Annotated in this window: 22 protein-coding genes; 10 read left to right on the top strand and 12 right to left on the bottom strand. The window is 69.3% G+C overall.

The genetic code is table 11. From position 1 onward, the window contains the following. From VFU06_13330 to VFU06_13300, 7 genes are all read right to left on the bottom strand, one after another. Positions 1-2033, bottom strand: a 2033-nt coding sequence (locus VFU06_13330; protein ID HEU5210369.1) for a heavy metal translocating P-type ATPase, incomplete at its 3' end; no start/stop codon positions are given. Further along, the gene (locus tag VFU06_13325; protein HEU5210368.1) at positions 2030-5215 is read right to left on the bottom strand and encodes a CusA/CzcA family heavy metal efflux RND transporter; all 3186 of its coding nucleotides are present in this window, start codon (positions 5213-5215) and stop codon (positions 2030-2032) included. The genes VFU06_13325 and VFU06_13330, both read right to left, overlap by 4 nt. Before the next feature lie 9 nt (positions 5216-5224). Continuing rightward, the gene (locus VFU06_13320) at positions 5225-6475 is read right to left on the bottom strand and encodes an efflux RND transporter periplasmic adaptor subunit (protein ID HEU5210367.1); all 1251 of its coding nucleotides are present in this window, start codon (positions 6473-6475) and stop codon (positions 5225-5227) included. After that, positions 6472-7797, bottom strand: coding sequence for a TolC family protein (locus VFU06_13315; GenBank protein ID HEU5210366.1), 1326 nt, complete (start codon positions 7795-7797; stop codon positions 6472-6474). Before VFU06_13315 ends, VFU06_13320 begins: the two co-directional genes overlap by 4 nt. Positions 7798-7917: 120 nt before the next feature. Further along, a complete protein-coding gene (locus tag VFU06_13310) occupies positions 7918-8259 on the bottom strand; it encodes a hypothetical protein (GenBank protein HEU5210365.1) in 342 nt (113 codons plus the stop codon). 32 nt (positions 8260-8291) lie between these two features. Continuing rightward, entirely contained in the window at positions 8292-8861 is a 570-nt protein-coding gene (locus tag VFU06_13305) for a CDP-alcohol phosphatidyltransferase family protein (GenBank protein ID HEU5210364.1), read from the bottom strand. A gap of 8 nt (positions 8862-8869) precedes the next feature. Next, a complete protein-coding gene (locus VFU06_13300) occupies positions 8870-10147 on the bottom strand; it encodes a PAS domain-containing sensor histidine kinase (GenBank protein HEU5210363.1) in 1278 nt (425 codons plus the stop codon). Between the two features lie 156 nt (positions 10148-10303). On the opposite strand from VFU06_13300, the gene VFU06_13295 reads away from it, so the two are divergent. The 4 genes from VFU06_13295 to VFU06_13280 all read left to right on the top strand — a co-directional run bounded on the left by VFU06_13295 (position 10304) and on the right by VFU06_13280 (position 12605). Continuing rightward, entirely contained in the window at positions 10304-10669 is a 366-nt protein-coding gene (locus VFU06_13295) for a cupin domain-containing protein (GenBank protein ID HEU5210362.1), read from the top strand. A 22-nt stretch (positions 10670-10691) separates the two neighbouring features. Beyond that, positions 10692-11426 (top strand): phosphate ABC transporter ATP-binding protein, encoded by a 735-nt coding sequence (locus VFU06_13290; protein ID HEU5210361.1) that lies wholly within the window; start codon positions 10692-10694, stop codon positions 11424-11426. Positions 11427-11431: 5 nt separating this feature from the next. Continuing rightward, entirely contained in the window at positions 11432-12280 is an 849-nt protein-coding gene (gene fetB / locus VFU06_13285; protein ID HEU5210360.1) for an iron export ABC transporter permease subunit FetB, read from the top strand. A gap of 133 nt (positions 12281-12413) precedes the next feature. Continuing rightward, positions 12414-12605 (top strand): hypothetical protein, encoded by a 192-nt coding sequence (locus VFU06_13280; protein HEU5210359.1) that lies wholly within the window; start codon positions 12414-12416, stop codon positions 12603-12605. A gap of 99 nt (positions 12606-12704) precedes the next feature. Here the strand turns inward: VFU06_13280 and VFU06_13275 are convergent, their stop codons facing one another. Then, entirely contained in the window at positions 12705-13217 is a 513-nt protein-coding gene (locus tag VFU06_13275; GenBank protein ID HEU5210358.1) for a Spy/CpxP family protein refolding chaperone, read from the bottom strand. Between the two features lie 400 nt (positions 13218-13617). On the opposite strand from VFU06_13275, the gene VFU06_13270 reads away from it, so the two are divergent. The 6 genes from VFU06_13270 (at position 13618) to VFU06_13245 (ending at position 18779) form a co-directional block, all read left to right on the top strand. Continuing rightward, positions 13618-14796, top strand: coding sequence for a histidine kinase (locus tag VFU06_13270; protein HEU5210357.1), 1179 nt, complete (start codon positions 13618-13620; stop codon positions 14794-14796). Positions 14797-14798: 2 nt separating this feature from the next. Beyond that, positions 14799-15599, top strand: coding sequence for a LytTR family DNA-binding domain-containing protein (locus VFU06_13265; protein HEU5210356.1), 801 nt, complete (start codon positions 14799-14801; stop codon positions 15597-15599). A 133-nt stretch (positions 15600-15732) separates the two neighbouring features. Then, on the top strand, positions 15733-16419 hold the full coding sequence (locus VFU06_13260; GenBank protein ID HEU5210355.1) for a glycogen-binding domain-containing protein: 687 nt from the start codon (positions 15733-15735) through the stop codon (positions 16417-16419). 11 nt (positions 16420-16430) lie between these two features. Continuing rightward, entirely contained in the window at positions 16431-17561 is a 1131-nt protein-coding gene (locus VFU06_13255) for a glycogen-binding domain-containing protein (protein ID HEU5210354.1), read from the top strand. Continuing rightward, positions 17558-18109 (top strand): RNA polymerase sigma factor, encoded by a 552-nt coding sequence (locus VFU06_13250; protein ID HEU5210353.1) that lies wholly within the window; start codon positions 17558-17560, stop codon positions 18107-18109. Before VFU06_13255 ends, VFU06_13250 begins: the two co-directional genes overlap by 4 nt. Before the next feature lie 67 nt (positions 18110-18176). Continuing rightward, positions 18177-18779 (top strand): hypothetical protein, encoded by a 603-nt coding sequence (locus VFU06_13245; protein HEU5210352.1) that lies wholly within the window; start codon positions 18177-18179, stop codon positions 18777-18779. A gap of 79 nt (positions 18780-18858) precedes the next feature. Here VFU06_13245 and VFU06_13240 read toward each other — a convergent pair whose 3' ends face one another. The 4 genes from VFU06_13240 to VFU06_13225 all read right to left on the bottom strand — a co-directional run bounded on the left by VFU06_13240 (position 18859) and on the right by VFU06_13225 (position 25433). Beyond that, a complete protein-coding gene (locus VFU06_13240; GenBank protein ID HEU5210351.1) occupies positions 18859-19947 on the bottom strand; it encodes a PepSY-associated TM helix domain-containing protein in 1089 nt (362 codons plus the stop codon). 8 nt (positions 19948-19955) lie between these two features. Further along, positions 19956-22244, bottom strand: a complete 2289-nt coding sequence (locus VFU06_13235) for a TonB-dependent receptor (GenBank protein ID HEU5210350.1) — start codon at positions 22242-22244, stop codon at positions 19956-19958. Positions 22245-22670: 426 nt separating this feature from the next. Next, the gene (locus VFU06_13230; GenBank protein ID HEU5210349.1) at positions 22671-23258 is read right to left on the bottom strand and encodes an HD domain-containing protein; all 588 of its coding nucleotides are present in this window, start codon (positions 23256-23258) and stop codon (positions 22671-22673) included. Between the two features lie 69 nt (positions 23259-23327). After that, on the bottom strand, positions 23328-25433 hold the full coding sequence (locus VFU06_13225) for a thioredoxin domain-containing protein (GenBank protein ID HEU5210348.1): 2106 nt from the start codon (positions 25431-25433) through the stop codon (positions 23328-23330).

Raw genomic sequence — 25433 nt, 5'->3', positions numbered from 1 at the left:
ACGATGTTGTAGCCAGCAGCCCACCAGAGGTTCTGGATCATCTTCCGGTAGGTTGCCCTGGACAGCCGGACGATGCGTGCGACGTCGCGCGGGTCGCTGCGCACGAGTACGACGTCGCCGGCCTCCACTGCCACGTCGGTGCCGGCGCCGATCGCGATGCCGACGTCGGCGGTGACGAGCGCAGGTGCGTCGTTCACGCCGTCGCCCACCATGGCCACGCGCTTCCCGGCAGCCTGGAGCTCCTGGACCTTTTCGGCCTTGGCCTCCGGCAGCACCTCGGCGAATACCGTGTCGATGCCGAGCTGGGTCGCGACGGACTCCGCGACCGCGCGCGAGTCGCCGGTCAGCATCACGACCTCGATCCCTTCCTCGTGCAACCGACGCACCGCCTCCACTGATTCCGGTCGCACCTGGTCGGCGATCGCAAACACGGCTCGCGCGATCGTGTCGTCGACGAGGTACACGGCGCTCTGCCCACGCTCTGCGAAGCGATCGGCCGCATCCACGAGCGCCGCTGGCGGCGTGACCTCGAGTTGCCGGAGCAGGTTCGGTCCGCCCACGCGCCAGGTGCGGCCGTGGACCTGCGCCTCGACACCGTGGCCGGGGATCGCGCGGAAGTGCTGCGGGTCGGGCACTGCGAGCTCGCGCTCGGCCGCACTGGTCACGATGGCGCGCGCGACGGGGTGCTCCGAGTCTCGCTCGACCGCTGCGGCGATCTGCAGCGCCTCGGCGTCGTTGATCCCGTCGCTCGCGACCTCGACGACCCGGTGCTCACCGAGGGTGAGCGTGCCCGTCTTGTCGAAGACGACTGCGTCCAGGTTGCGTGCCTCCTCGAGACCGCGCCGGTCACGCACCAGAAGACCGCCGCGCGCACCAAGGGTCGTGGAGATCGCGACGACGAGGGGGATCGCGAGCCCCAGGGCGTGCGGGCAGGCGATGACGAGGACCGTCACGACCCGCTCGACGGTGAAGCCCGGCTCCGCACCGGCCAGGCTCCAGACGACGAACGTCACGAGCCCGGACGCGACCGCGATGATCGTGAGCCAGAACGCTGCACGATCAGCGAGCGCCTGCGCGCGGCTGCGCGACGACTGCGCATCGGACACGAGACGCATGATGCCGGCGAGCGCGGTGCCCTCCCCGGTGCCGGTCACGCGCACGCGCAGGGAGCCGTTGCCGTTCACGGTGCCGGCGATGACCTCATCATCGACGTGCTTGTCGACCGGGCGAGACTCACCCGTGATCATCGATTCGTTGACGCTGCTGGCGCCCTCCATGACCGTGCCGTCGGCCGGCACCTGCGCACCGGGTCGCACGAGCACGACGTCGCCTTCCCGAAGCATTTCGAGGGCGACCTCCTCCATCCCGGCGTCCGTCACGCGCGTGGCCGTTGCGGGCAGCAGCTTCGCCAGTGCGTTGAGTGCACCGCTCGCCTGCTCGATCGAGCGCATCTCCAGCCAGTGGCCGAGAAGCATGATCGTGATCAGCGTCGCCAGCTCCTCCCAGAGCGGCATGCCGGGAAAGCCGAGCAGAACGGCCACGCTGAACACGAATGCGACGGTGATCGCGAGTGCGATCAGCGTCATCATGCCGGGCAGGCGCGCCTTCAGCTCGCCCCATGCGCCCTGCAGGAAGACACGTCCGCCGTAGATGAACACCAGTGTGCCGAACACCGGTGCGATCCAGTTCGACCCCGGAAAGGTCGGCGGGTGGTACGCCGTCAGCTCCGCCAGCATGTGCCCGAACACGATGGTGGGCAGCGTCAGCAGGAGACTGACCCAGAAACGGTCCCGGAACATCGCGACGGAGTGGCCGGCATGTTTGTCGTGGCCGTCATGGCCAGCGTGCGCGCCGTGGCCAGCGTGCGCGTCGTGGCCCGCGTGCACATCCTGTTCGGGGTGCAGCGGGTAGCCGGGCTCCACTGGAACGTGGTGCTCGTGCGCGTGCCCGTGCGTGTCCGCCGGGCCGGTGCCGTGCCCGGAATGCGGATCGCCCGTCCGTCCCGAATGTCCGCCGTGTCTGTGCTCGTTCACGCCCGCCCCTCCGCTGCCGCCGTTGCATGTGCCGTGGACGCCTCCGTGATGCTGACCGGAAAACGCCCGCTTCGAACCTGCCACTCCCGCCACGCCGCGTAAACGACTGGCACGACGATCAGCGTGAGCATCGTCGAGGTGACGAGCCCGCCGACCATGGGTGCTGCGATCCGCTGCATCGTGGCCGCACCCGTACCGCTCGCCCACATGAGCGGCAGCAGTCCGATGATGGTGGACGTCACGGTCATCATCTTCGGGCGCAACCGGTCGACGGCGCCTTCCATGACCGCGGCATGCACGTCTTCGCCGTCCAGGTCATGGCCGCGCTCGAGTGCGCGCCGGTGCAGCGCACCATCGAGGTAGACGAGCATGACGACGCCGGTCTCCGCCGCAACGCCTGCGAGCGCAATGAAGCCGACCCATACGGCGACACTCGTGTCATAGTCGAGCAGCCAGAGCAGCCACACGCCGCCGATCAGTGCGAACGGGAGTGTGCCCATGACGATGAGCGATTCCGTCACGTTCCTGAAATGCAGGAAGAGCAGCAGGAAGATGAGGCCGATCGTGACCGGCACGATGAGCTGCATCTTCTCGCGCACGCGCTCCATGGCCTCGAACTGCCCGGACCAGGAGATGGTGTAGCCGGTGGGCAGGTCGAGCCGCTCGTCGAGCAGAGCCCGTGCCTCTGCAACGTAGCCGCCGATGTCGCGATCCTCGACGTCGATGTAGACGCTGCTCAGGGGGAACGCGTTCTCCGTGCGGATCGCCATCGGCCCCTGCGCCATGCGCACGGTCGCGACCTGTCCGAGCGGCACGTGCGTGGCGCCGCCCATCACCGGCACGGCGGCCTGCGCGACGGCCGCCACGCTCTGGCGCAGGTCGCGCGGGTAGCGGATCAGCACGGAGTAGCGCTCGCGTCCCTCCACTGTCTGCGTCGCGACGATGCCGCCCACCGCGGCCATCATCGCCTCCTGCACGTCCAGCACGTTGAGGCCGTGACGTGCGGCGGCCGCACGGTCCACTTCCACGTCGAGGTAGTAGCCGCTCGCCGCGCGCTCGGCGACGGCGCTGCGTGTCCCGGGCACATCGCGCAGCAGCTGCTCGATCTCCGTACCGATGCGTTCCAGCTCTGCGGGATCGGGGCCGAAGACCTTGACACCGACAGGCGTACGCATGCCCGTCGCGAGCATGTCGATGCGGTTGCGGATGGGCATGGTCCAGATGTTGGTGACACCGGGCATGCGGGTCAGGTGGTCGAGCTCGCTCACCAGCGAATCGAACGTGACGCCGCTGCGCCACTCGGCCTCCGGCTTGAGGCTCACGACCGTCTCGATCATCTCCAGCGGCGCCGGATCGGTCGCGGTCGTCGCACGTCCCGCCTTGCCCACGACGTTCTCGACTTCGGGCACGCTCGCGATCAGCGCGTTCTGGTGCTGCATGATCTCGGCAGCCTGCTGAATCGACACGCCTGGCAGCGTCATGGGCATGAACAGGATCGTGCCCTCCTCGACCGGCGGCATGAACTCGGAGCCGAGCCTGCTGAACGGCAGGATGGTGAGCACGAGCAGCCCGACGGCGGCGGCGAGCGTAACCCTGCGATGTCGCAGGGCGCGCGTCAGTACCGGGCGGTACGCGTGCATCAGTGTGCGGCTGAGCGGATTCTCGTGCTCCGCGCGCACGCGGCCGCGGATGAACCAGCCCATCAGGACGGGCACGAGGGTGACGGCCAGCACGGCAGCAGACGCCATTGCGAACGTCTTGGTGAACGCGAGCGGCCGGAACAGCCGCCCTTCCTGCGACTCCAGCGCGAACACCGGCAGGAAGGACACGGTGATGATCAGCAGGCTGAAGAACAGCGCCGGGCCGACCTCGTGCGATGCGTAGGCCGCGATTTCCCAGCGTCGCCGGGTCGTGATCGGCCCGGTTTCGCGCTCCAGGTGCTTGTGGAGGTTCTCGACCATCACCACCGCGGCATCGATCATCGCACCGATCGCGATCGCGATGCCGCCCATGGACATGATGTTCGCCTGCACACCGAGCAGTCGCATGACGAGGAAGGACGCGAGGATCGCGATGGGCAGCGAGACCGCCGCGACGAGCGAGCTGCGCAGGTGCAGCAGGAACAGCGCGGTGATCAGCGCGACCAGCAGCAGCTCCTCCGCGATCTTCGCCTGCAGGTTGTCGATCGCGGCCCGGATCAGCGGGGCGCGGTCGTAGGCCGTGAGGATCTGCACGCCATCGGGCAGGCTCGTCTCGATGGCGGCGATGCGCTCCCTGACGGCGTCGATCACCGCGAGGGCGTTCTCGCCGTGGCGCATCACGACGATGCCCGTGACCACGTCGCCGGTCCCGTTCCTGTCCGCCACGCCGCGCCGGATGTCGGGCCCGATCTGCACGCGGCCGACGTCGCGAACCCGCACGGGGGTGCCGCCTGCGCCGGCAGTCAGCACGACGTTCTCGATGTCCTCGACGCCGGTGAGGTAGCCGAGCCCGCGCACCATGTACTCGCGGCCGCCCAGCTCGAGCACGCGCGCACCCACGTCGGCGTTCGCCATGCGCACGGCGTCCGTGACCTGGCGCATGGTGAGCCCGTAGCCGTGCAGCCGCTGCGGGTCGACGTCGACCTGGTACTGCCGGACATAGCCGCCCACGGTCGCGACCTCGGATACGCCGGGCACGCTCTGGAGCTGGTAGCGGATGAAGAAATCCTGCAGGCTGCGCAGCTCGGCCAGGTCGTGCCGGTCGGACTCGACGGTGTACTGGTAGACCCAGCCGACACCGGTTGCGTCCGGACCGAGCTCGGGCGTGACGCCAGCGGGCAGCCGGTCGGCGAGCTGCGAGAGGTACTCGAGCACGCGCGAGCGCGCCCAGTACGCATCCGTGTCGTCGTCGAACAGCACGTAGACGTACGAGATCCCGAAGCTGGAGATGCCGCGCACCGCCGTCGCGCCCGGCACGGACAGCATAGCCGTCGTCAGCGGGTAGGTGACCTGGTCCTCGATGATCTGCGGCGCCTGCTCCGGCCACTCGGTCTGCACGATGACCTGCACATCGGACAGGTCGGGGATCGCGTCGACCGGCGTCGTGCGCACGGCCCACACGCCCGCGAGCGCGAGGAACAGCGTCGCGAGCAGCACGAGCAGCCGGTTGCGGATCGACCAGTCGATGAGGCGGTTCAGCACGATGCCTCCTCAGTGGTTCATGCCGGGCATTGCGCCCATGCTTTCGGTGAGCCGGCTCTCGGAGTCGAGCAGGAAGTTGGCGTGCGCGACCACCATGTCGCCGGGCTCGAGTCCGCTCAGGATCTGCGTGCGTCCGGCGGCGTCGGAGCCCGTGACGACCTCGTGTGCGCGGAACACGCCGGGCGCATGCTGGACGAAGACCATGGCGTGCGTGCCGCTGTACATGACGGCGTCGCGCGGCACGAGCACCGCGCGCTCGGTCACGGGCACGTCGATGCCGACCGTCGCGTACATCCCGGGCCGGAAGCGGGCGCCCGGGTTGGCCAGCTCGATGCGGACGCGCGTGGTGCGCGTGTCCGCACGCACCTCGGGGTAGACGTAGCTCACGCGCCCGTGACCGGGCTCCCCGGGATACGCGTTGATCTCCACCGTAGCCGGTGCACCCACGTGCACGAAGCGGATGTCCTGTTCGTAGATGTCGGCCTCGACCCAGACGGCGGCCAGGTCCGCGACGCGGTAGAGTGGCATGCCCGCCTCGATTGCCTGGCCATTCTGCACGAGCTTCTCGGTGACGAACCCGCTCGCCGGCGCGTGGAAGGTGAGCGTGCGCTGCGCCGCGCCGGAGCGCTCGATCCGCTCGACCTGCTCACGCGGCACGTCCCACAGGAGCAGGCGACGTCGCGCCGCATCGACGAGCGTCTCCGCACGCGACCTCACTGCGTCCGCGGCGCCGTCGTCCAGCTGCGCGCGCATGCGCAGTGCACCCAGCAGTTCTTCCTGCGCGGCGATCAGCTCGGGCGAGTACACATCGAACATCGGCTGCCCGCGCCGGACCGCCTGCCCCGTGAAGTCGACGTACAGCTTCTCGATGAAGCCGGAATACTTCGACGTCACGGTCGCGAGTCGCCTCTCGTCGTAGGCGACGGTTCCGGTTGCGCGGATCGCGCGGCTCACCGGCGCGATCTCCGCCGCGACCACACTGACGCCGAGTGTTCGCGCCATCTCGGGCGTGAGCTGAACCTCACCGCCCGGCGTCATGTCGTGCCCGGCATGCGGGTCCGTCTCCCCCGCACTCCCGGCATCAGCCTGCGCCTCGGGCATGACATGCCCGCCGTGCGGGTCGGCGGCCTGCGCAGCGACGGCCCGCGCGTCTTCACCGCCCTGCCGACCGACCAGGGCGAACGCGACGGCTGCAGCCAGCGCCGCGAGGGGCAGCGCGATGAGCAGTGTGCGGCGCGCGCCCGTGCTCCGTGTCTTCATGGCTCCTCCACCATCAGTGCGGTCGCGGGCGGCAGCACGCGGCCCACGGTCATCTCGAGATCAGCGATCGTCCGGCCGTACTCCGCCACCAGGGCTGCGAGCTCACGGCGGTACTGGTTCAGTCCCATCTGCGCGTCGACGAGGGTCATGAAGTCCACACTGCCGACGCGGTACGAGGCGAGCGCGGAGGTGACGTTCGCCTCCGCCTGGGGCAGGACCTCCGTGCGATACAGCCGGACCAGGCTGCGTGCCCGGTCCAGTGCCGCATCGAGCTCGACGATGCGCGCGGCGACCTGCACGCCGAGATCCGTGAGCTCGGCCTCGGCCATCTGCTGCATTGCTCGCGCTTCGCTGCGCATGCGGAGCTGCCGCTGCGCGGCGAAGATCGGCACAGTGAAGCCGAGCATGACGCTGCCCATCCGCTCGGTGCCCATGTCGGCCGTCCGCTGGCCGTACTGCACGCCGATCGAGAGGTCGGGCCAGATCTCACGACGCGCGAGCGTTTCGCGCGTGCGCGCCTGCTCCAGGGCGATGCGCCCGCGCTCGAGCAGCGGGCGGTCTGCGCCGGCCCACGCCTGCAGCGTCGGAACGTCGGGAGTGGAATCGGGCAGTGCAGGAAGGACGACCGTGTCCACGGGTGTCGTGGCGGACCGGCCGAGCAGCGCGTTCAGCCGCGCCACGGCGCTCGTGCGCATCGCCTCCATGCGCGCGATATCGGCCTGCATGCGCGCGACCTCGACACCGGCACGGAGCACGTCGCTCTGACTGCCACCGCCCACGGTGTAGCGCGTGACCGCGACCTGCTCGAACTGCTGCAGCCAGGCGAGCGTTTCGCGCATGGCCTCCAGGGCAGCGTCCGCTTCGTGGATCTCGTAGAACGCCTCCGCAACGCGGCCACGCAGCATCCACCACGTCTCCGCGGCCTCAGCGTCGGCCATCTGCGTGCTCTGCTCCGCGATCCTGCCGTTCAGCCCGAGCTGCCCGGCGATCGGGATCATCTGCATCGCGCTGATCGAGGGCGCCATCGCGCCGGGCATGTCGTCGGACAGCTCCGGCAGCGACAGGTTCATGGCTGCGATCTCGACCCGTGGATCCGGCGGCAGCGACGCCGAGGCCTCACGTGCCGCCGACGCTTCGACGGCCGCGCGTGTTGCGGCAAGCATGGGATTGCGCTCCGCCGCGATGGCCCAGGCGTGCTCGAGCGTGAGCGCGGGCGCGTGCGTCGACTGCGGCACGTCCGCGGACGTGCGCGAGGGCGTCTCCTGTGCGTTCGCGCCGGCTGCCAGCAGCAGCAGCACGAGCGTCAACAACTGGCGTGACATGGCTCTCGTTCACTGTGCGACGTCCCCACCGCATGCGTGGACGCACCGGCTCACAGGCGGCCGGGCGGCGGAACGTTCGATTGTCAGGGAAACGCGGCCGGTATCACTCCGGCCGGAGAGCTATGCGCGCGGAGGGTGGAACGGGGGCGCTGCGATGATGAGATCGTGCGCGTCCGCGGGCGCGGCGAGCAGCAGGATCTCCTGCGGAACGTCCGTGGTGACCAGGGCCAGCGGCGCGGGCAGGAACGCGATGCTGCAGGTCCCGCTCATGAGCATGCCGAGCGGGCACTGCGCGTCCGCCGGTGCCTCCTGGGACTGATCGCCGTGCGTGTCGTGCGACGACGCATGCGCTTCCGCACTCATGGTCGGCCCGCAGGCAGCCGCCTGCACGCCCTGCGCGAAATACGCGAAGAGCGCAAGCAGTGCGACCAGTGAGCCGAGCAGGCGGACGCGACGATTCATGGCGCAACGATCGCGGATTGCACCGGCCGGAGTCAATGGGGGATTTCCCGACGCCCCATCATCGAGTGCCTGTAGTCATTCAGCGCGACCAGCCCCGCGGCCGCGATCGGCAGGGCCATCCACCGGCTGGTCTCCGGCCAGAGGATCATCGCACCAATGGCCGTGAACTGCATGAGCGTGACGATCTTCCCGGCCCGCCGCGCCGGCATGCGGACGCGCTGCTTTCGTGCAGCCAGCATCAGTGCGCCGGCTGCGACGCCGATATCGCGTGTCAGCAGCGCGGGCAGCGTCCACCAGGGAAGCACATCCTCGGCCGCGAGGGTGACGAGCGCACTGAGCATGAAGGTCTTGTCCGCCAGCGGATCGAGCAATTCGCCAGCGCGCGTCACTGTCCCCGTGCGGCGTGCCATGCGGCCATCGACCAGGTCGCTCACCGCGGCGGCCGCGACCACGGCGACGCGCGCGCCGCCACTGACGAACGGGAACAGGGCTGCGAGCGGAAAGCGAAGCGCGCTGAGTGCATTCGCGGCATTCAGTACGACAGCTGCGCGATCTGTCGCGCGACGGATGGGCGCCGGTGCGGCGCGCATCGGAGCGTCCATCAGCGACCTCAGGAAGCGGGCGACCGCGGCAGCCAGAGCGTGAACGTGGAGCCGCTGCCCGGCTCACTGGCCAGGGTGATGTCGCCACCCAGCATGCGCGCGAGGCGGCGGCTGATCGCCAGCCCGACCCCGGCCCCCTGCTGCGCATCGGGATCGAGCCGCGTGAACTCCAGGAACACCTGTTCGTGCCGCTCCGGCGGGATGCCGGGACCCTGGTCTGCCACGGCGATCGCGATCCATTCGCCACGGCGGGGCCCATCCTCTTCGCGGCGCAGTTCGGCTGCAACCTCGATGCGGGAACCCGGCGCGTATTTCACTGCATTGGAGAGCAGATTCGCGAGCACCTGCGTGACGCGCGATGGATCGGTGGTCGCGGGCAGTGGCCCCGCTGCACGGATGTCGAGACTGCTGTCCGCTGCCTCGGCCTGCGCCCGGAAATCATCGGCAATCTCCCGCACCACCGCCGCAACGTCGATGTCGAGGTGCTCGATGACGACCTGGCCGGCCTCCGCCCGCGCAACATCCAGCAGGTCATTGATCAGCCGGAGTGCGTTGCGGATCGAGCGACGTATGCTGCGGACACTGTCCGCCTGCCTGTCCGTCAGCTCGCCCACGATGCCGTCCTCGAGCAGCGCCGCGTAACCGTCGGCGGCACCGAGCGGGTTCTTCACGTCGTGCGAGAACCCGCGCATCAGACGCGCGCGGCTCTCGGTCACGAGCTCCAGCGCCTCACGCCGTCGCTCAGACTCCTCGCGCGCCTGACGCTCGCGCTCGAGCAGCCGTTCGGTCTCGGCCTCCGCCCGCTTGCGTGAGGTGATATCGATCTCGATCCCATCCCACACCACGCTGCCGTCCTCGAGCAGTCGCGGTGCTGAGCTCATTTCGAACCAGCGAAGTTCCCCGTCGGGAAGCCTCGCGGGAAACTCGCCGCGGAACGGCTTCATCCTGCGGATCGACTCGCGCTCCCCCTCGATCACGGCACGGCGGTACTCCGGCGGGAGCTGATCGAAGAGCGCAGCGCCATCGGCCAGGACGTCGTCCGCCGAGACGCCGTGCAGACGTTCGATGCTTCGGCTGACGTAGAGAAACCGCGCACGCCCGTCTGCGTCTCTGGTCAGCTGATAGGCTGCGGCGCTGGGCAGGTTGTCGGTCAGCAGGCGCAGCCGTGCCCCTGCGGTGTCGTGGGACGCCAGGGGAGCCGCATGGTCGTCGGGATTGCGTGAATGCAGCACGTCTTGCGTCACCTCGTCGTCGCGGCGTGAGCGTCCGGAAAATGGATGGGCCATTGCCCTGCCCCCGGCCTCGCAAGAAAAAGTCCGCCTCCCTCCGGGTCGACGACCCACCTCGCGCGTGCAGGCCTGGAGGCCGCGGGCCCGGTGGAGGGGCACAGTTGTCGCAGACGCGATTTCTGTGCGTGACTCCACCAACCGTGAGGCTGACTCGTGAACGGCTACGTGACGGACATCGAGCGGGATACGCTCGAGAACGAGGATTACCGGCGAGTGCTCTATACGGGCACGTACACCCAGCTCGTGCTGATGACGCTGCGACCCGGCGAAGACATCGGGTTGGAAACACACGACGGACACGACCAGTTCATCCGCATCGAGGCGGGAACAGGGTACGTCCAGCTGGACGGCGAGCGTCGCGAGTTGAAGGACGGCAGCGTCGTCGTGATTCCGTCCGGCGCGAAGCACAACGTGGTCAACACGTCCGAATCGGAGCCGCTCCGGTTGTACACGCTGTACAGCCCGCCGGAGCATCGGGACGGGACGGTGCAACGCACCAAAGCAGACGCGTCCGAGTAGCGGAAGCGGAGCGTCACTCGTCGTGGCGGAGACCTCCCCGCTCTTCTCCCTGGAGGGCGTCAACCAGGCGCGCGGCGACGTTGTCATCCTGCGCGACGTCGCGGTCGAGATTCCGCGCACGGAGATCACGGCGCTGATCGGCCCGTCGGGCTCCGGCAAGACCTCGTTCCTCCGGCTGCTCAACCGGCTGGATGATCCGGCTTCCGGAATGATCCGCTTTCACGGTGAGCCGATCACCGCGTATCCGATTGCGGCCTTGAGGCGGCGCGTGGGATTCGTCTTCCAGCAGCCGGCCATGTTCAGCGGTACCGTCGCCGACAACCTGCGTATCGCCGTGGAGCTGGGCGGTCGCGAAGCGCAGGCCGACCCGCTGCCGATGGATCGCGTGCTGGCGGCGGTCGAGCTGTCGTCAGCCTATGCCGATCGCGACGCCGCGCGACTTTCCGGGGGCGAACGTCAGCGCGTGTCGATCGCGCGCGCGCTCATGACGCGGCCCGAGGTGCTGCTCCTGGATGAGCCGACGTCCGCACTCGACGTCGAGATCGCAGACCGCCTGCTCTCGACGATCGCGCGCCTTCCGCGCGAGTACGGCGTCTCCGTCGTGATGGTGACGCACCGGCTGTACGAAGCACGCGACATGAGCACCTGGACCGTCATGCTCGAGGCGGGAAGCGTCGTCGAGGCCGGCCCGACATCGCGACTTTTCACAGCCGCCGTGAACGAGCGCACCCGTGCGTTCCTCGCACTCGCGGAGTGATCCCGATGTTCACTGTGTCCGCAATGATTCAGGCGGCGGCTGAGGTGCCCGCCGGCATCATCGACGTCACCTGGACCGATCTCGCGCTCGCGTTCGGGCTGATTCTCGTGGCCATCGGGGTGTCGCGCTGGCGGCGGCTCGACCTGGAGAGCGGGTTCATCATCGGCGCAATCCGGGCAGTGGTGCAGCTCATCGCCGTGGGGTACGTCCTGGTCTACATCTTTGCCGCGGACCAGTGGTGGCTCGTGATGCTCGCGCTCGGCGTGATGCTGCTGAGTGCGACGCAGGCGGCGTCGCGACGCGCGCGCGGGAGCAAGCCGCTGCGCGACGATCGCTCCATCCTCTGGCGGATCAGTGGCACAGCGATGCTCCTGGGATCCGGCCTGACGCTCGCATTCGTCACGCAGGTCGTGCTGCGAGTCGAGCCCTGGTACGAGCCGCAGTACCTGATTCCGCTCTTCGGCATGATCGTCGGGAACGCCATGAATGCGACGGCCCTCGCCGCCGAGCGACTCGCCAGCGAGCTGGAATCGCATCGTGGCCAGGTCGAGGCGTACCTTGCGCTGGGGGCCAGCCCGGCCCGCGCCGCTGCCGAGCCGGAGCGGCGCGCCCTGACGGCCGCGCTCATCCCGACCATCAACGGACTCATGACGGTCGGACTCGTTTCACTGCCCGGCATGATGACCGGTCAGATCCTGGCCGGCGTTTCGCCGCTGCTGGCGATCCGCTACCAGATCGTGGTGATGTTCATGCTGGCGGGCGCAACCGCACTCACCGCCGTCGGGGTGGTGCTCTGGTACCGGCGGACGTTCTTCACCTCGGCGGCGCAGCTGTCGATCCGGGTGCCGGTGTAGCACATGGAGGAACGCCGCGCGCTGCGGCCGCGGGTATGGACAATGCAAGCTCAGGCACTGGCCCCGGACCATCTCGACGACCGTCGCTGATTTCCGGCCGGGGCACTCGAGCAATGTGGACACCGAGGGGACGATGAAACGTCGCAAGGAGCAGGGCGCCGACAAGCCGAAGCGCGTGGAAAAGCCTGCGAAGCGCAGCACAAAAGAGGCGGACGCCCCGGCCCGGAGCACACCGGTCCAGCCGCGGCGGTACCGCGATCCCGTGGACGACACGCTGGACGATTCGTTTCCTGCCAGCGATCCGCCGTCCTGGGCCGGTCGCTGACCGGGACTGACACGGCGGAAAACGGCAGAAGCCGTCGGCGCATCCGACGGCTTCCGTCCTGTTCAGGTCGTGTCACCGGGCCGATCGCCCGGATGCTCATCACCCTCTGAGCCTTCGCGGGGGACGATTCGGCCGATCGCCGCGCCGCTCCCTCATCTGCTCCCGGAGTGCCTCGTACTTCTGCTTCTGCTCGGCATTCAGGATCCGCTCGATCCCTGCCTCCGTCTCGGCCCGCAGCGTTTCCATCTGCGCACGGACCGCCGCGCGCTGCGCCGAGTCCGGACGGGTCCGCTGCGCCCGATCCGGGCGCTCGCCCGGCGTGAACCCCTGCTGCTCCATGAACGCACGCATCTGCGTGTGCTGGCGCTGAAGCACCGACTTCACCTGCGCGGCCTGCTCACTGCTGAGCTCGAGCCGCTCCGTCAGCATCTGCACGCGTCGCTCGATCCGCTCGGCCGGATCCTGCATGCGGCCGCGCACGCCGTCCGCATGCTCGCGCCGGACGCCCTCGCGCGGGCGCTGCTGCCCTTCCGCAGGCATCGACGTCACGACCAGTGCACCTGCCATTGCCAAGGTGCCCAGCACCGCCCGGAACCTGATCCTTCTGGACATGGCGTTCTCCCTGATATGAGTGATAGCACGGGGCCTCCGATACGATAATCGGGAAAACGGCAATTCCTCCCGCGCGGATCACGAGCGTCACAATGACATGCACCGGCTGCACGGGTGGTGCTGCGAGCGCCACCGGGTGCCCGGTCGACCCGCCGGGAAGCCGGAGGCGGTCCCCGGAGGCGGCGTCGCGCTGCGGGCACACCCGCTGTCACACCCGCCACGCGGCCGGGCAGCCGACCCGACACGGCCCTGCGCCGGGCCGCTGTCGTCGGCGGCGGCTCTGATTCGTGCTGCCGGCGGTGCAGCTGATGGCTCCGGCAATGCGGCCGGTACGCTGCGCGTGCGTGTGCGCCGTCCCCATGCGTATCGTTGTGGACCTACCAGCCTGGAGGCGATTCGAATGGAGGGCGGCGTCAGGGGCGCAGTGAATACGGTGCATGCATCGCTCACCCGGGGCGAGTACGCGCTCATCTTTGCGTTCTGGACGCTGTATGCGGTGCTTGCCGCGACGGGCGCCCTGCTCGATCCGCGCAGCCGCTTCCTGGACGCTGCGCCGTATGCCGGGCAGCTCGTGCTGCCCTTCGCCCAGGCCTACCTGTGGGCGCTGCTTACTCCACTGATCTTCATGCTGGTCGTGCGCGTGGGAATGGGGACACGGCCTCCGGCCGAGCGCGTGCTGCTGCTGCTCGCTGCCGGGCTGCTGATCGCGATGGCCGTCGACGTGGTGCTCGCCGTGATTCGCATGGAGCTGTTTCCTCTCCCGCGCCCGCGCCGGTTCGGCCCGATGCGCATCCGGCCCCTGCAGGGGCTGCGACGCCTCTGGTTCCTCGACGACTTCGTCATTTTCGCCGGTGTCCTGGCAGCTGGCTTCGCACGCGGCTATTCGATACGGCTGCGCGCGCGCCAGGAGGAGTCGGCGCGGCTGCAGGCGGAGGCCGCGCGGCTGGCATCGCAGCTCGCCGAGTCGCGGCTCGCCGTCCTGCGGTCCCAGCTCGATCCGCACTTCCTCTTCAACACCCTGCACGCGGTGTCGGCGCTGGTCACAACAGACCCGCGCGGTGTGCGACGAATGATCTCGCTGCTCAGCGAGCTGTTGCGCCGCTCACTCGATGGCGGCAGCAAGGCCGAGGTCCCGTTGCGCGACGAGCTCGAGTTCTCGGGACGCTACCTCGAGATCATGCAGATCCGTTTCCAGGGAAGTCTTGTCATCGAAACGCGGGCGGCCCCGGAAACGCTGGATGCGCTGGTGCCGACCCTGCTCCTGCAGCCGCTCGTGGAAAACGCGATCCGGCACGGCCTCGGCGATGCGGCGCGGGAAGGCCACATCGAAATCAGCGCACACCGTGAGGGGGACGAGCTGGTGGTGGGCGTGGAAGACGACGGGGAGGGAATGGCCGCTGGCGCCACGGAGGGCGTCGGGCTGCGCAACACCCGCGAACGACTTGCCGCGCTGTATGGCGACGCGCAGCGGCTGACGCTCGGTCGCGGCAGCCTTGGGGGACTGCGTGTGGTGGTACGACTTCCGTTTCACACGGCGGCTGACCTGCGGCTTCCCGCCCGTGCCACAGGAGAGGAGTGAGCATGCCACAGCCGATCCGCGTGCTGATCGTGGACGACGAACCGCTCGCCCGCGCACGCATCGCCGAGCTGCTGGCCGAGCAACCGGACGTGGAGGTCGTGGGCGAGGCGACGAACGGCGATGGCGCGATCGAGGAGATCCGCGAGCTCGACCCCGACCTCGTGTTTCTCGACGTCCACATGCCCGGACGCTCCGGCCTCGACGTCGTGCGCGAGATCGGGCCGGACCAGATGCCACACACCATCTTCGTGACCGCGTACGATCAGTACGCGCTCGCCGCGTTCGACATCGCCGCCGTGGACTACCTGGTCAAGCCCTTCGACGACGAACGTTTCGAACAGGCGTTCCAGCGCGCACGGCGGATCGTGCAGCTCGAGCAGGTCGGCCAGCTCGCCGATCGTCTGCGCAGCGTGCTCGACCACGGGACGTCTGCCGAACGGCGCGCACCGCGTCCCGCCGGGGGCTCGACCTACCTCGAGCGCGTTGCAGTCGAATCGCGCGGCCAGCTCCGCATCGTACCCGTCGAGAAGATCGAGTTCATCGCCGCGAAGGGGCCCTACGTGACGCTGCACACCAGCGACGGCCGCTTCGCAGTGCGCGAGCGCATGCAGGCGCTGGAGGAACGCCTCGATCCCGACGTCTTCTTTCGGATCCACCGCTCCACGATCGTGCGGCTGGATCACATCGACACGCTGCGTCGGGCGGGCGGCGGTGACTACACCGTGCGCCTGACCTCAGGTATCGAGCTCAAGGTGAGCCGGACACGCGTGGAAGAGCTGGAGTCCCGCCTGACCGGGCGATGATCCCCCCGACGCAGGAACGGCACATGAAGAGGGTCGGCGTGGCTCCCCGGGATACGATCACCCCGATGTGACAATTGCCGGACGTCACTCGTCCCTGCTGTGGAGAACCAACGAGCAGGCACGGAGGAGCGGGATGGCGCAGCGAATTCACGAAGTAATGGACGGCGAGCTGCCGGCCGATCGCCTCACGTCCCGGGAGGCGGGCGAGCTGGACGAGATGGAGGAGGCGGTCCGGGACGCGCTCAGCCGGCTGCGCGCGGAACCAGTTCCGGAGATGTCCGCCGCGGTAATGGCGCGGGTCCGGGAACTCCCGGCGCACACGGCAGCCCAGCCGGCCGTCGTCGAGCGCCTGCACCAGGGCCTGCGGGCGCTCTGGCAGCCGCGCACGTTCCAGCTCGCGATCCGGCCGGCCTGGCTCGTTGCCGCAGCAGCCGCCCTGACGCTGCTGGCCGTTCGACCCGTGCGCGTCGATGGACCGGCCGTGCCGGTAACCCCGCCAGTGGCCGTTGACTCGAACCCGGGCGGTCCCGCGGAGCCCGCGCCGGTCGTGCTCGTCCAGTTCCGCCTGCATGCCCCGGATGCGCAGCGAGTGCACCTGGCCGGCGACTTCACCGACTGGCGCCCTGAGCACGCGCTCCACCAGGCGGTCGACGGGATGTGGACGATCACGCTGCCTGTCTCGGCGGGCGTCCACGAGTACGGGTTCGTGGTCGACGGCGACCGCTGGGTTGTGGATCCGCTTGCGCCGCCCGTCGATGACGGGTTCGGCGGCCGGAACAGCCGGCTCGACGTACTGGCGACCGGGGGGCTGGGGCTGTGAGGGGGTGGCGCATGGCCCTGGTCGCTGGCGCCCTGGCAGCGGCGCCACTGCCTGTATCGGCGCAGTGGCACGCCGAGGCGCGCGTCGGCCAGTTCGACTTCCGGCTCGGCGAGCAGAGCGCGGCCGCGACCACCAGTGTCGGCCTCGGCGTCGCGTATGAAGCATCGGCCGGCTGGTTCCGCCTGTCGGCCGGGGTGCCGACCGGCGCCGAGGACCCGCTCTGGGGCGCCGCGGAAACCGGCGGCCGCCTCGACACGGATGCCGGCCCGGTCACGCTCGGCGTGGACGTCGCCGCCCAGGGATTTCTGCAGCGCTACACCCGGCAGCTCGAGCATCCGGGCGGGGTCCTGCAGCCGCCGACGGTTACGGAGGGCACGGCGACCGGCTTCGGCGTGGCCCTGCAGGCGCTGCCCTTCGCCGTAGCCCACGCCGGGCCGGTGACGCTGCGCGCACAGGGTGGCTGGTCCGGCTACCGAAGCGGTCTCGAGGACACGGATCTGACGCGTCACGTCGCACTGGCCGGAATCGAGCTCACCGGCCGACCCACCGGTTCGGTCCTGGTCGGCGCTTCCGCTCGCCGCTACTGGGCGGATGATACCGAGTACACGCTAGCAGGCGGCTCGCTCATGTGGGCGCACCCGTCCGTCACGCTCTGGGCAACGGCCGGCCGCTGGCTCGAGCCGGCGGACCATCCGCTGTCCTGGTCTGCGGGTGCCCAGGTTCCCGTGGGTCGCCGGCTGGAGCTCGCACTCCAGGCGCGCGACGACAGCTTCGATCCGCTGTATGCGAGTGCGCCCCGCCGGTCGTGGACGCTGGGCGTGCGCGTGCGCCTGGGTGACGTCCCGTCGACCGCGGCACCCGTTCCGGCGTCGTACGAGCGGGGGGTGGCGACGATCGCGCTTCCTGCATCGAGTGCGCGTGGCGTACCACGGATCGCTGGCGATTTCACCGACTGGCAACCGGTGCCGATGACGCGCGATGGCGACACGTGGTCGTACCAGGCGGCTCTCGCGCCGGGTGTCTACGAGTATGCGTTCGTGGACGGGAACGGCACGTGGTTCGTGCCACCGTCCACGCCCGGCCGTCGGGACGACGGCATGGGCGGGTTCGTCGCCCTGCTGGTCGTCGGAGGCGAATCATGATCGGCCGTCACGCAGGCGACGATGCGGCGCTGATCAGGCGCGTGCTGCGCGGTGACAGGGAGGCGTACGCACCGCTCGTCGAGCGCCACCGCGGGCTGCTGTACCGCTACGCGCGCGGCATGGGTCTCGATCCCGACACCGCGCAGGACATGGCGCAGGACTGCTTCGTCAAAGCGTACACCGCGCTGGGTGAATGCCGGGAGCCGGAGCGGTTCGAGGGCTGGCTGCTGCGCATCCTGCGCAATCTCTGCCTGGACCACCTGAAGAACGTGCGCCAGCGCGTGCTGCGCCTGGACGAAACACCGGCCGCAGATGCTGCAGCACGCGCGACGGCCGGACCGGAGCTGCGTCACGAGATCGACAGCGCGCTCGATGCACTTTCGCCGCTGCTTCGCGAGGCGTTTCTCCTGAAGCACGAGGCCGGCTACACGTACGACGAGATCGCGAGCATCACGCACTCCTCGCCGAGCGCCGTGAAGATGCGCGTGCAGCGTGCACGCGACGAGCTGCGCTCGATGTTCCGCGACGAACGCGTCGAGGCGATGTGACAATCCGGGTGACGCCAGTCGTCACTTACATGAAGACGATACAGCAACCTCTGATGGAGCCGACAACATGAAGCGCAACGCATTCATCCTCATGCTCGCACTCACGCCGGCCGCGGCCAGTGCGCAGAGCACGACGGGATCCGCTGCAGCATCGGCGAGCGCGCAGGTCACAGCACCGCAGGCACGCATCGACGCAGCGATGGAGACCGCACTGGAAGCCGGCATCCCGACGTCGCTGCTCGAGAGCAAGGTGAGCGAGGGCAAGGCAAAGGGCATCCCCATGGAGCGCATCGCCGCCGCCGTCGAGGCACGGCTCCAGGGCCTCACCCGCGCACAGACCGCTTTGCAGCAGGCCGGCCTGGCCGCTGCATCGAGCGGTGAGCTGCTCGTTGCATCCGAAGCACTCAGCGCAGGGGTGAGCGAGCGCGCACTCATCCAGGTCACGCGCGATGCGCCTGCCGAGCGGCGCGCGGTCGCGACGGCCGTGCTGGCGGATCTGGTCCGGCTTGGCTACGACGAGGGCGCCGCAAGCGCGCGGCTGAACGGGGCGCTGTCAGGAGCGCCGGAAGCGCTGGTCAACCTGCGCGCGGAAGCGGCAGCGTCCCTGCGGGCACGCGGGCTGATCTCCGTGGGTGCGAATGCCGGGGTGAACGGCCGCGGGAATCTGTAGAGGTCGACCGGTTCGCAACGTGCGACGGCGGCCGGGCATCGAGCCCGGCCGCCGTTTCGTTCTGCAGCGCGTTTGCGTCCTAACCCGTGGCAGCTGCGTGCGCACGCCGGCTGCGGCGCGGTCGCAGCTTTGCCGCATACGTGATCACACCCGAGGCCGAGAGGAGCGCGAGCACGACGCCGCCCAGGAACACTGCGAGTTTGTACATGGCACTCGGGGTCTTGCCGGCGTGAAGCGGGTACATCGCGTGCGCGGCACGGTCGCCGTTCGCCTGGGCGCATGCGTCGACCACGCGCATCACCTGGCCCCTGCCATCGAGATCGACGTACGAACGGCCGTTGGGGTGCAGCTCGCAGGGTCGCTTGAGCCGGAACGCGTGTACGCCCGCGCCCTCACCCGCCGGCGGATAGTAGAAGACGATGCGCGCATCCGGCAGTGCGGATCCCACCCGTTCGATCATGGCGGCAGTGACAGCCCCGGCTGATGCGTGCGGCGCGATCGCCGGCGCCGCACTGGTATCCGCCTCACGACCGAACACACCGCGCAGCATGGCCAGCGCCGTGTCGTAGAAGACCAGCCCGCTGCCCGTGAGCAGCAGGACCAGCAGCAGCGGTGTCGCGACCATGCCCATGTCGCGGTGCCAGACCAGCAGCGTGCGTCGCGAAACGTCGCGCGGGATGAGCCCGGCCAGCGAGAACCGACGCCGCGCGGGCCACCAGAGCACGAGCCCGGTCAGCGCCATCACGACGCCGAGCAGGCCGATGACGCCGCCAACACGCTCGCCGGCGTCACCCGCCATCAGGTGCGCGTGCAGGTCGAACAGCAGGCTCATCGACCGCTCGCCCGTGCGCCACGCATCGATCAGGCTGAAGTCCGCTGCCGAGAGGAATGCCTCGCCGTCGTTCAGGTACAGGTGATAGCCACCGACACCCGGTTCCGGCAGCTTGATCGAGCGCAGCTCGTCACCGAAACGCGCGCGCGCCGTGGCCACTCCGCGCGCGTGGTGCGCCGCGTCCAGTTCGAGCGCCGGCGCACGCAGCTCCGGATACACGAGGCGCCAGTACGCCTCCTTGTAGACGAGCGCGCTCCCTGTCACCGCCAGCACGAACAGCAGCAGTGACAGGATCAGGCCCGCGTAGACGTGGATGGCGCGCAGCAGCCGCCGCATCGCGCGACTCAGAACCTCGTGTCCACACGCAGCGTGAGCGTCCGCCCACGGCCGGCGAAGTAGCGATCGGCGAGGTTGGTCGCGGCCTGCCCGAAGTACGTGATGTACTGTTCGTCGAACAGGTTCGAGACGGACAGCGTGACCGTGGAGATGCCGACGTCCGCCGCGACCGAGCCGTCCAGCGTAGTGTAGCCGTCGAAGCGTGCGGTCTCGGCGCCCGTGCCGTCGCGGAACGTCTCGTCGAAGTACGTGAAGCTCTGCAGCCGGCCGCGCACGCGCCCGCTGCGGTTGATGTCCGCCGTCAGGTTGAGGCGGTCCGGGCCGATGTCGGCGGCGCCCAGGTCGGATTCCAGCTCGCCGTCACCGTCCCCGTCGTAGCTGCCGTCCAGGCGCGAGTATGCGGCCGTGAGCGAAAGGTGGCGGAGCGGATCGACGCCGACGTTCGCCTCCCAGCCGCTCGTGCGCGTGGGCTCCCGCATCACCTGGAAGATCCCATCCGTGTTGGGCACGAGCCGGTAGCCGTAATCCGACTCCGATTCGAAGTAGGTCACACCGATGCGGCCCATCCGGCTGCCCAGCGCTGCGCCGACCTCGCGGTTGTCCGTCTTGATCGGCTCCAGCGCGAGGAAATCAGCGACCGCCGTGCCCGGTTCCGAAACGCCACGCAGCACACGACCGACATCCGGCATCGTGTACGCCTGCGACAGCGTTCCGTAGACCCGCAGCTCCGGCAGCGGCGTCACCACCGCACCGACATTGAAGAGCGGCTCGTCGAAGCTGGGGCTGCCGCCCGCAACCTCGATGCGCTGGAAGTCGTCGCGGTTGCCCGCAAGCGTCGTGAAGTCGTCGACGTCGAGCTGCGCGATCTCCCAGCGCGCGCCAGCCGAGAGCGACACCCACTCGTGGGCCTGCAGATCCAGCTGCACGAAGGGTGCATAGTTGACGAAGTTCGTCTCGGGCACCCAGTTGCGGTCCGTGTGCACCAGCCGCTGATACGTGCGATCGCGCAGGACGTCGAATCCCGCAATCACATCGAGTCGCGTGTCCGCCACGCGCGAGCGCGCATACGTAAGCCGTGCTCCCAGCTTTTCCGAGTTGTTCTCCGACTGGTCGAACAGCTCGCCCACCGGTGCGATGGCCGGATCCTGGAAGCTGTCGAAACGACCACCTCCATACAGGGCGGCGAAGTCCTGGTAGTACGCCTTGGCCGAAAGCGAGCCGCCGGCAAATCCCGAGTTCTCGTAGTCCAGCGCCACCGTCGTGACATCGTTGATCGGCTCGACGCCTTCGGGGTTGCCCTCGACCGCCACCGCCGGGATGCCCGCCGACCGGTCGCCCGCCACCGTCTCGAAGTTGCCGTCCTGCTTCAGCCTGAAATCATTCACCATCAATTGCAGGCGCTGCCCCGCGGCCGGCTGCCACCCGAACTTTCCAAGCACGTTGTAGGCGCGCGAGTCCGCCACGTCGCCCTGCACGTTGTCCACCCCGATCGGCCGACCCTCGGCGTCGTACTGCAGCCCTCGCTGCTCGTAACTGACCGCGCCCAGCACGTCCAGCTCACCAACGCGCTTTGCCGCCGAATAGTGCGCGCGCCAGCCGAGACCATCGCCGTCCCACGCGTCACCGCTCGTCGCTGCGAGCGACGCTCTCTGCTCCAGTGCTCCCGACAGCGGCGGACGCACCGTCACATAGTTGATGATGCCACCGGTCGCGCCCAGCCCCTGGATCGCGTTCGCACCGAACACGACCTCCACCCGCTCGATCACCTCGGTGTCGATCGTGAACCCGTCCCGTCGCCCATCACGGAGCGGATTCGACTGCGGCACACCATCGATCAGGAACAGCGGACGCCGACCCCGGAAGCTCTCGCCCGCCGTGCTCAGTTTCTGCCGCGCAGGCGAAAAACTCGGGATCAGGTTCGACAGCATTTCCGTCGGGTTCGAGCTCAGCGTCTGCTGCACGCCGATCTCGGCTCTGTCGATCACTTCCACCTTGATCGGCAGGGTCGCCGCGCTGGTGCCGGTCCGTGTCGCAGCGACCACCTGTAACGGCGCAAGCGCGTAGGCAGACGCCTCGAGCACGACGTCCAACCGCAGCCCCGCCGCGGGTACGTCCACCGGGCGCGTCGACGCGCCAAACCCCACCGCCTCGATACGCAACGTGTACTGCCCCGGTGGTACACGCAGGCGGAACACGCCGGCGGCGTTCGTCTCGGCACTGCGCTCGGCCACGCCGGACACGGACACGAACGCGGCCGCCACCGGCGATCCCTCCGCCGTGCGAACCGTGCCCGACATGGTGACCTCGTTCGATTGCGCCCCGGCGGGCTGTGCGGCCGCAATCAGGCCGCAGGCGCAGGCGATGCTGCAGATATTCCGACGAATCATGGTACCTGGATTGAGGTTGAGACTCATTATCAACCGAAGATCGGGGAGGCGCCCAACGCGCGCAAGGGCTGTCACGGAACCCCCGGGCGAGCGGCGAGCAGCGCGGTCAGCGATGAGTGATCAGGTCAGTCCGGCGTCGGTTCAGGCTGGACCGGCCGTTGGAACGGGTGGGCTGGGCAGCCCGTGGGAGCGGGTGGGCTGAGCACGGCGGTGGGAGCGGGTGGGCTGGGGCAGGCTGCTGGGTCCAACATCGCGTTCCGGCGCTGCCGCCGCCCTGACGCGGCCGCCGAGCTCCGGCGCCTGGAAGCGCCGGGTCGCGCTGCCGGGCAGGGGTGGTCAGATCGGTCCTGGTGACTGCTCCGCGGCGGGACTTTTCCGGAGCCCCAGCTCCTCCGCGATCTCCTGCATTGCCGCGATCACCTTCGCGATGTGCTCGTCCAGCTCGACGCCCAGCAGCTCCGCGCCGCGCCGCACGTCCTCGCGATCCACGCCGGCGGCAAAGGCCTTGTCCTTCATCTTCTTCTTCACCGACTTCGGCGTCAGGTCGTCGATGCCGGTCGGCCGCACGAGTGCGGTTGCGTTGACCAGGCCCGTCAGCTCATCGCAGGCCACGAGCACCCGGTCCAGCTTCGACTCGGGCTGCACGCTGGTGAAGTCGCTGCGGTGTGCGAGGATCGCCTGCAGCACTTCCTCGGGATAGCCGCGCGCACGCAGCTCGTCGACGGCGCGGAGCGGGTGCTCGTCCGGGTACTTCTCCCAGTCCAGATCGTGCAGCAGCCCTGCGAGTCCCCAGGTCTCCTCGTCTTCGCCCAGCTCGCGCGCGTACTGCCGCACGGCGGCCTCCACTGCCTTCATGTGGTTGATCAGCCCTTCATTGTCCACCCACTCGTGCAGCAGCGCGAGTGCGTCTTCGCGTGTCGGCATCGCGACCTCTCGGGAGATATGCGTGAGCTGCTGATCATGCGGCGCCCGCGCAGCGGGCGCAACGGTGACTCAGCCGCGGAGTGTATGCAGCACGTCGATGAGCGCCGCCGGCTCGCTGACGGGCGCCGCGCACGTACGACCGGCACAGACGTAGGCTCGCGGCGCCTCACCCGTAACCATTGCGCGCAGCTCCGGCGGCAGCGCTGCCGGTTCGACCTCACCCGGCCGGATCCGGCGGAGCACGGTGCGCGGTCGTGTCGAGCGCAGCGCTGCACTGAACAGGGCGTCGCCCTGCGCATCGCCGCTGTCGACGATCACCACGCTGGTCACGGGCAGAACGACCCAGGCCAGAGCTCGCGCGTAGGTCGAGGCCGAGCCGCCGAGTCGCTGCGCAGCACCGGCAAAGGCACGCAGTGCGGCATGCGCGACATCCGCATAGCGCTTCTCCTGCGTCAGCGCGTGCAGGCGCAGCAGTGCGAGGGCCGCGCTCGAGTTGCCGGCGGGAGTCGGTGAATCGGCGATGGGCAGCACCGGCTGATCCAGCACGTCCACATCTGCCGCGGCGTCCGCCGGCCGGTCGCGGAACGCGCCGGTCCGCTCATCGCGGAACCGATCGAGCAGCACGTCCGCGAGCGCACGGGCACGCATCAGCCACTGCGCGTCCTGGGTGTACTCGAACGCGTCGAGGCAGGCGAGCAGCCCGTGCGCCTGGTCGTCCAGCAGCGGGCCGGATCCGGTGTCTCCCACGCGGTGGCGCAGCCCGATGCCATCGTCGAACCCCGTGCCGAACACGCGGTGGAGCGCGCGCAGTGCAGCCGCACCGGCGTCATCGTCGCCGATCCAGCGCGCCGCGGCGATGTGCCCGGATGCCACGAGCGAGACCCAGTCGGCATACAGCGTCTCGTCGACGAACGGCCGCGGCCGCGCGTCGCGCACCTGCTTCAGCCGGCCACGCACCTCCTCCAGCGTCTGCTTCGCTTCGGCGACGTCGATCTCCAGCGTGCGCGCCACTGCGTCCGCATCCGCCGCGCGGAAGAGCACGTGACGGCTCGGATCCAGGTGCATGCTGGAGCCCGCGTCGTCGAGCCCGTACGCGAGGACGGCCGCACGCACGAGCAGCTCGTCTCCGCCGAGCGCGTTGCGCACCTCCTCACGCGTCCACGTCCAGTAGTCGCCGTCGTTGTCGAAGCCGTAGTCGGCATCCTGCGACGCCGGAAAGCCGCCCTCGTCGCGCAGCACGGGGGCCACGTCGAGGTAGTGCGCGATGATGCCTTCGGCCGTCATGCGCAGCTCCGGGTCCGACAGCGCCTCGGCCGCGCGCGCGTACACGCTCAGCAGCGGGCCATTGTCGTAGGCCATCTTCTCGAAGTGCGGCACGAGCCAGCGCGCGTCCGTCGCATACCGGTGAAACCCGCCGCCGAGCTGGTCGAAGATCCCGCCGCGCGCCATCGCGTGCATCGTCTCGACCACCACGCGCTGCGCCCAGGCAATGTCGTTCTCGACAGCGTGATCGAGCAGCAGCTCCAGCGCGGGCGCGTTCGGAAACTTGGGCGCACGGCCGAAGCCGCCGTTTCGAAAATCGAACGACTGTGCCAGCTCTTCGAGCGTGTGCTCGAGCACTGCGGGATCCAGCTCGCCGGGCTGCGACTCCGCTTCCGCGACGCGCGCCAGGTTCTCGCGCACTGACATCATCGATTCCAGCGCGCGCTGGCGGTCCTCGCGCCAGAGGCGCGCCAGCTCCGTGAGCACGCGCTTCATGGAAGGTCTGCCGTGGCTGTCGCGCGGCGGGAAGTAGGTGCCGCCGTAGAAGACGTCACCGTCGGGAGTGAGGAACGCCGTGAGCGGCCAGCCGCCCTGACCCGTCATGAGCTGCACGGCACGCTGGTAGCGAGCATCGACATCGGGCCGCTCGTCGCGATCGACCTTGATCGCGATGAAATGCTCGTTGATCAGCGCTGCCGTTTCCGGATCGTCGTAGCTCTCCGCGTCCATGACGTGACACCAGTGGCACCACACGGCGCCGATGTCGAGCAGGACCGGCCGGTCCTCGGCGCGCGCTCGCTCGAACGCTTCCCTCCCCCACGGCATCCAGTCGACGGGCTGCGTGGCGCCATGCTGCAGGAACGGGCTCGCCTCGCCGGCCAGCGCGTTGCGCGCCGCTGAGTCCGTGCTCAC

The organism is Longimicrobiales bacterium (assembly GCA_035764935.1).
Lineage (GTDB): Bacteria > Gemmatimonadota > Gemmatimonadetes > Longimicrobiales > RSA9 > DASTYK01.
The sequence above is the reverse complement of the archived record's forward strand: the minus strand, read 5'-3'. Positions and strand labels throughout refer to the sequence as shown.

Excerpts from the sequence above, each read along its gene's own strand:
- VFU06_13255 (HEU5210354.1), top strand. The coding sequence starts at position 16,431 with ATGGCCCTGGTCGCTGGCGCCCTGGCAGCGGCGCCACTGCCTGTATCG.
- VFU06_13320 (HEU5210367.1), bottom strand. The coding sequence starts at position 6,475 with ATGAAGACACGGAGCACGGGCGCGCGCCGCACACTGCTCATCGCGCTG.
- fetB (HEU5210360.1), top strand. The coding sequence starts at position 11,432 with ATGTTCACTGTGTCCGCAATGATTCAGGCGGCGGCTGAGGTGCCCGCC.
- VFU06_13240 (HEU5210351.1), bottom strand. The coding sequence starts at position 19,947 with ATGCGGCGGCTGCTGCGCGCCATCCACGTCTACGCGGGCCTGATCCTG.
- VFU06_13305 (HEU5210364.1), bottom strand. The coding sequence starts at position 8,861 with ATGGACGCTCCGATGCGCGCCGCACCGGCGCCCATCCGTCGCGCGACA.
- VFU06_13310 (HEU5210365.1), bottom strand. The coding sequence starts at position 8,259 with ATGAATCGTCGCGTCCGCCTGCTCGGCTCACTGGTCGCACTGCTTGCG.
- VFU06_13315 (HEU5210366.1), bottom strand. The coding sequence starts at position 7,797 with ATGTCACGCCAGTTGTTGACGCTCGTGCTGCTGCTGCTGGCAGCCGGC.
- VFU06_13250 (HEU5210353.1), top strand. The coding sequence starts at position 17,558 with ATGATCGGCCGTCACGCAGGCGACGATGCGGCGCTGATCAGGCGCGTG.
- VFU06_13230 (HEU5210349.1), bottom strand. The coding sequence starts at position 23,258 with ATGCCGACACGCGAAGACGCACTCGCGCTGCTGCACGAGTGGGTGGAC.
- VFU06_13270 (HEU5210357.1), top strand. The coding sequence starts at position 13,618 with ATGGAGGGCGGCGTCAGGGGCGCAGTGAATACGGTGCATGCATCGCTC.
- VFU06_13275 (HEU5210358.1), bottom strand. The coding sequence starts at position 13,217 with ATGTCCAGAAGGATCAGGTTCCGGGCGGTGCTGGGCACCTTGGCAATG.
- VFU06_13265 (HEU5210356.1), top strand. The coding sequence starts at position 14,799 with ATGCCACAGCCGATCCGCGTGCTGATCGTGGACGACGAACCGCTCGCC.
- VFU06_13235 (HEU5210350.1), bottom strand. The coding sequence starts at position 22,244 with ATGTCGGGCACGGTTCGCACGGCGGAGGGATCGCCGGTGGCGGCCGCG.
- VFU06_13260 (HEU5210355.1), top strand. The coding sequence starts at position 15,733 with ATGGCGCAGCGAATTCACGAAGTAATGGACGGCGAGCTGCCGGCCGAT.
- VFU06_13245 (HEU5210352.1), top strand. The coding sequence starts at position 18,177 with ATGAAGCGCAACGCATTCATCCTCATGCTCGCACTCACGCCGGCCGCG.
- VFU06_13280 (HEU5210359.1), top strand. The coding sequence starts at position 12,414 with ATGAAACGTCGCAAGGAGCAGGGCGCCGACAAGCCGAAGCGCGTGGAA.
- VFU06_13300 (HEU5210363.1), bottom strand. The coding sequence starts at position 10,147 with ATGGCCCATCCATTTTCCGGACGCTCACGCCGCGACGACGAGGTGACG.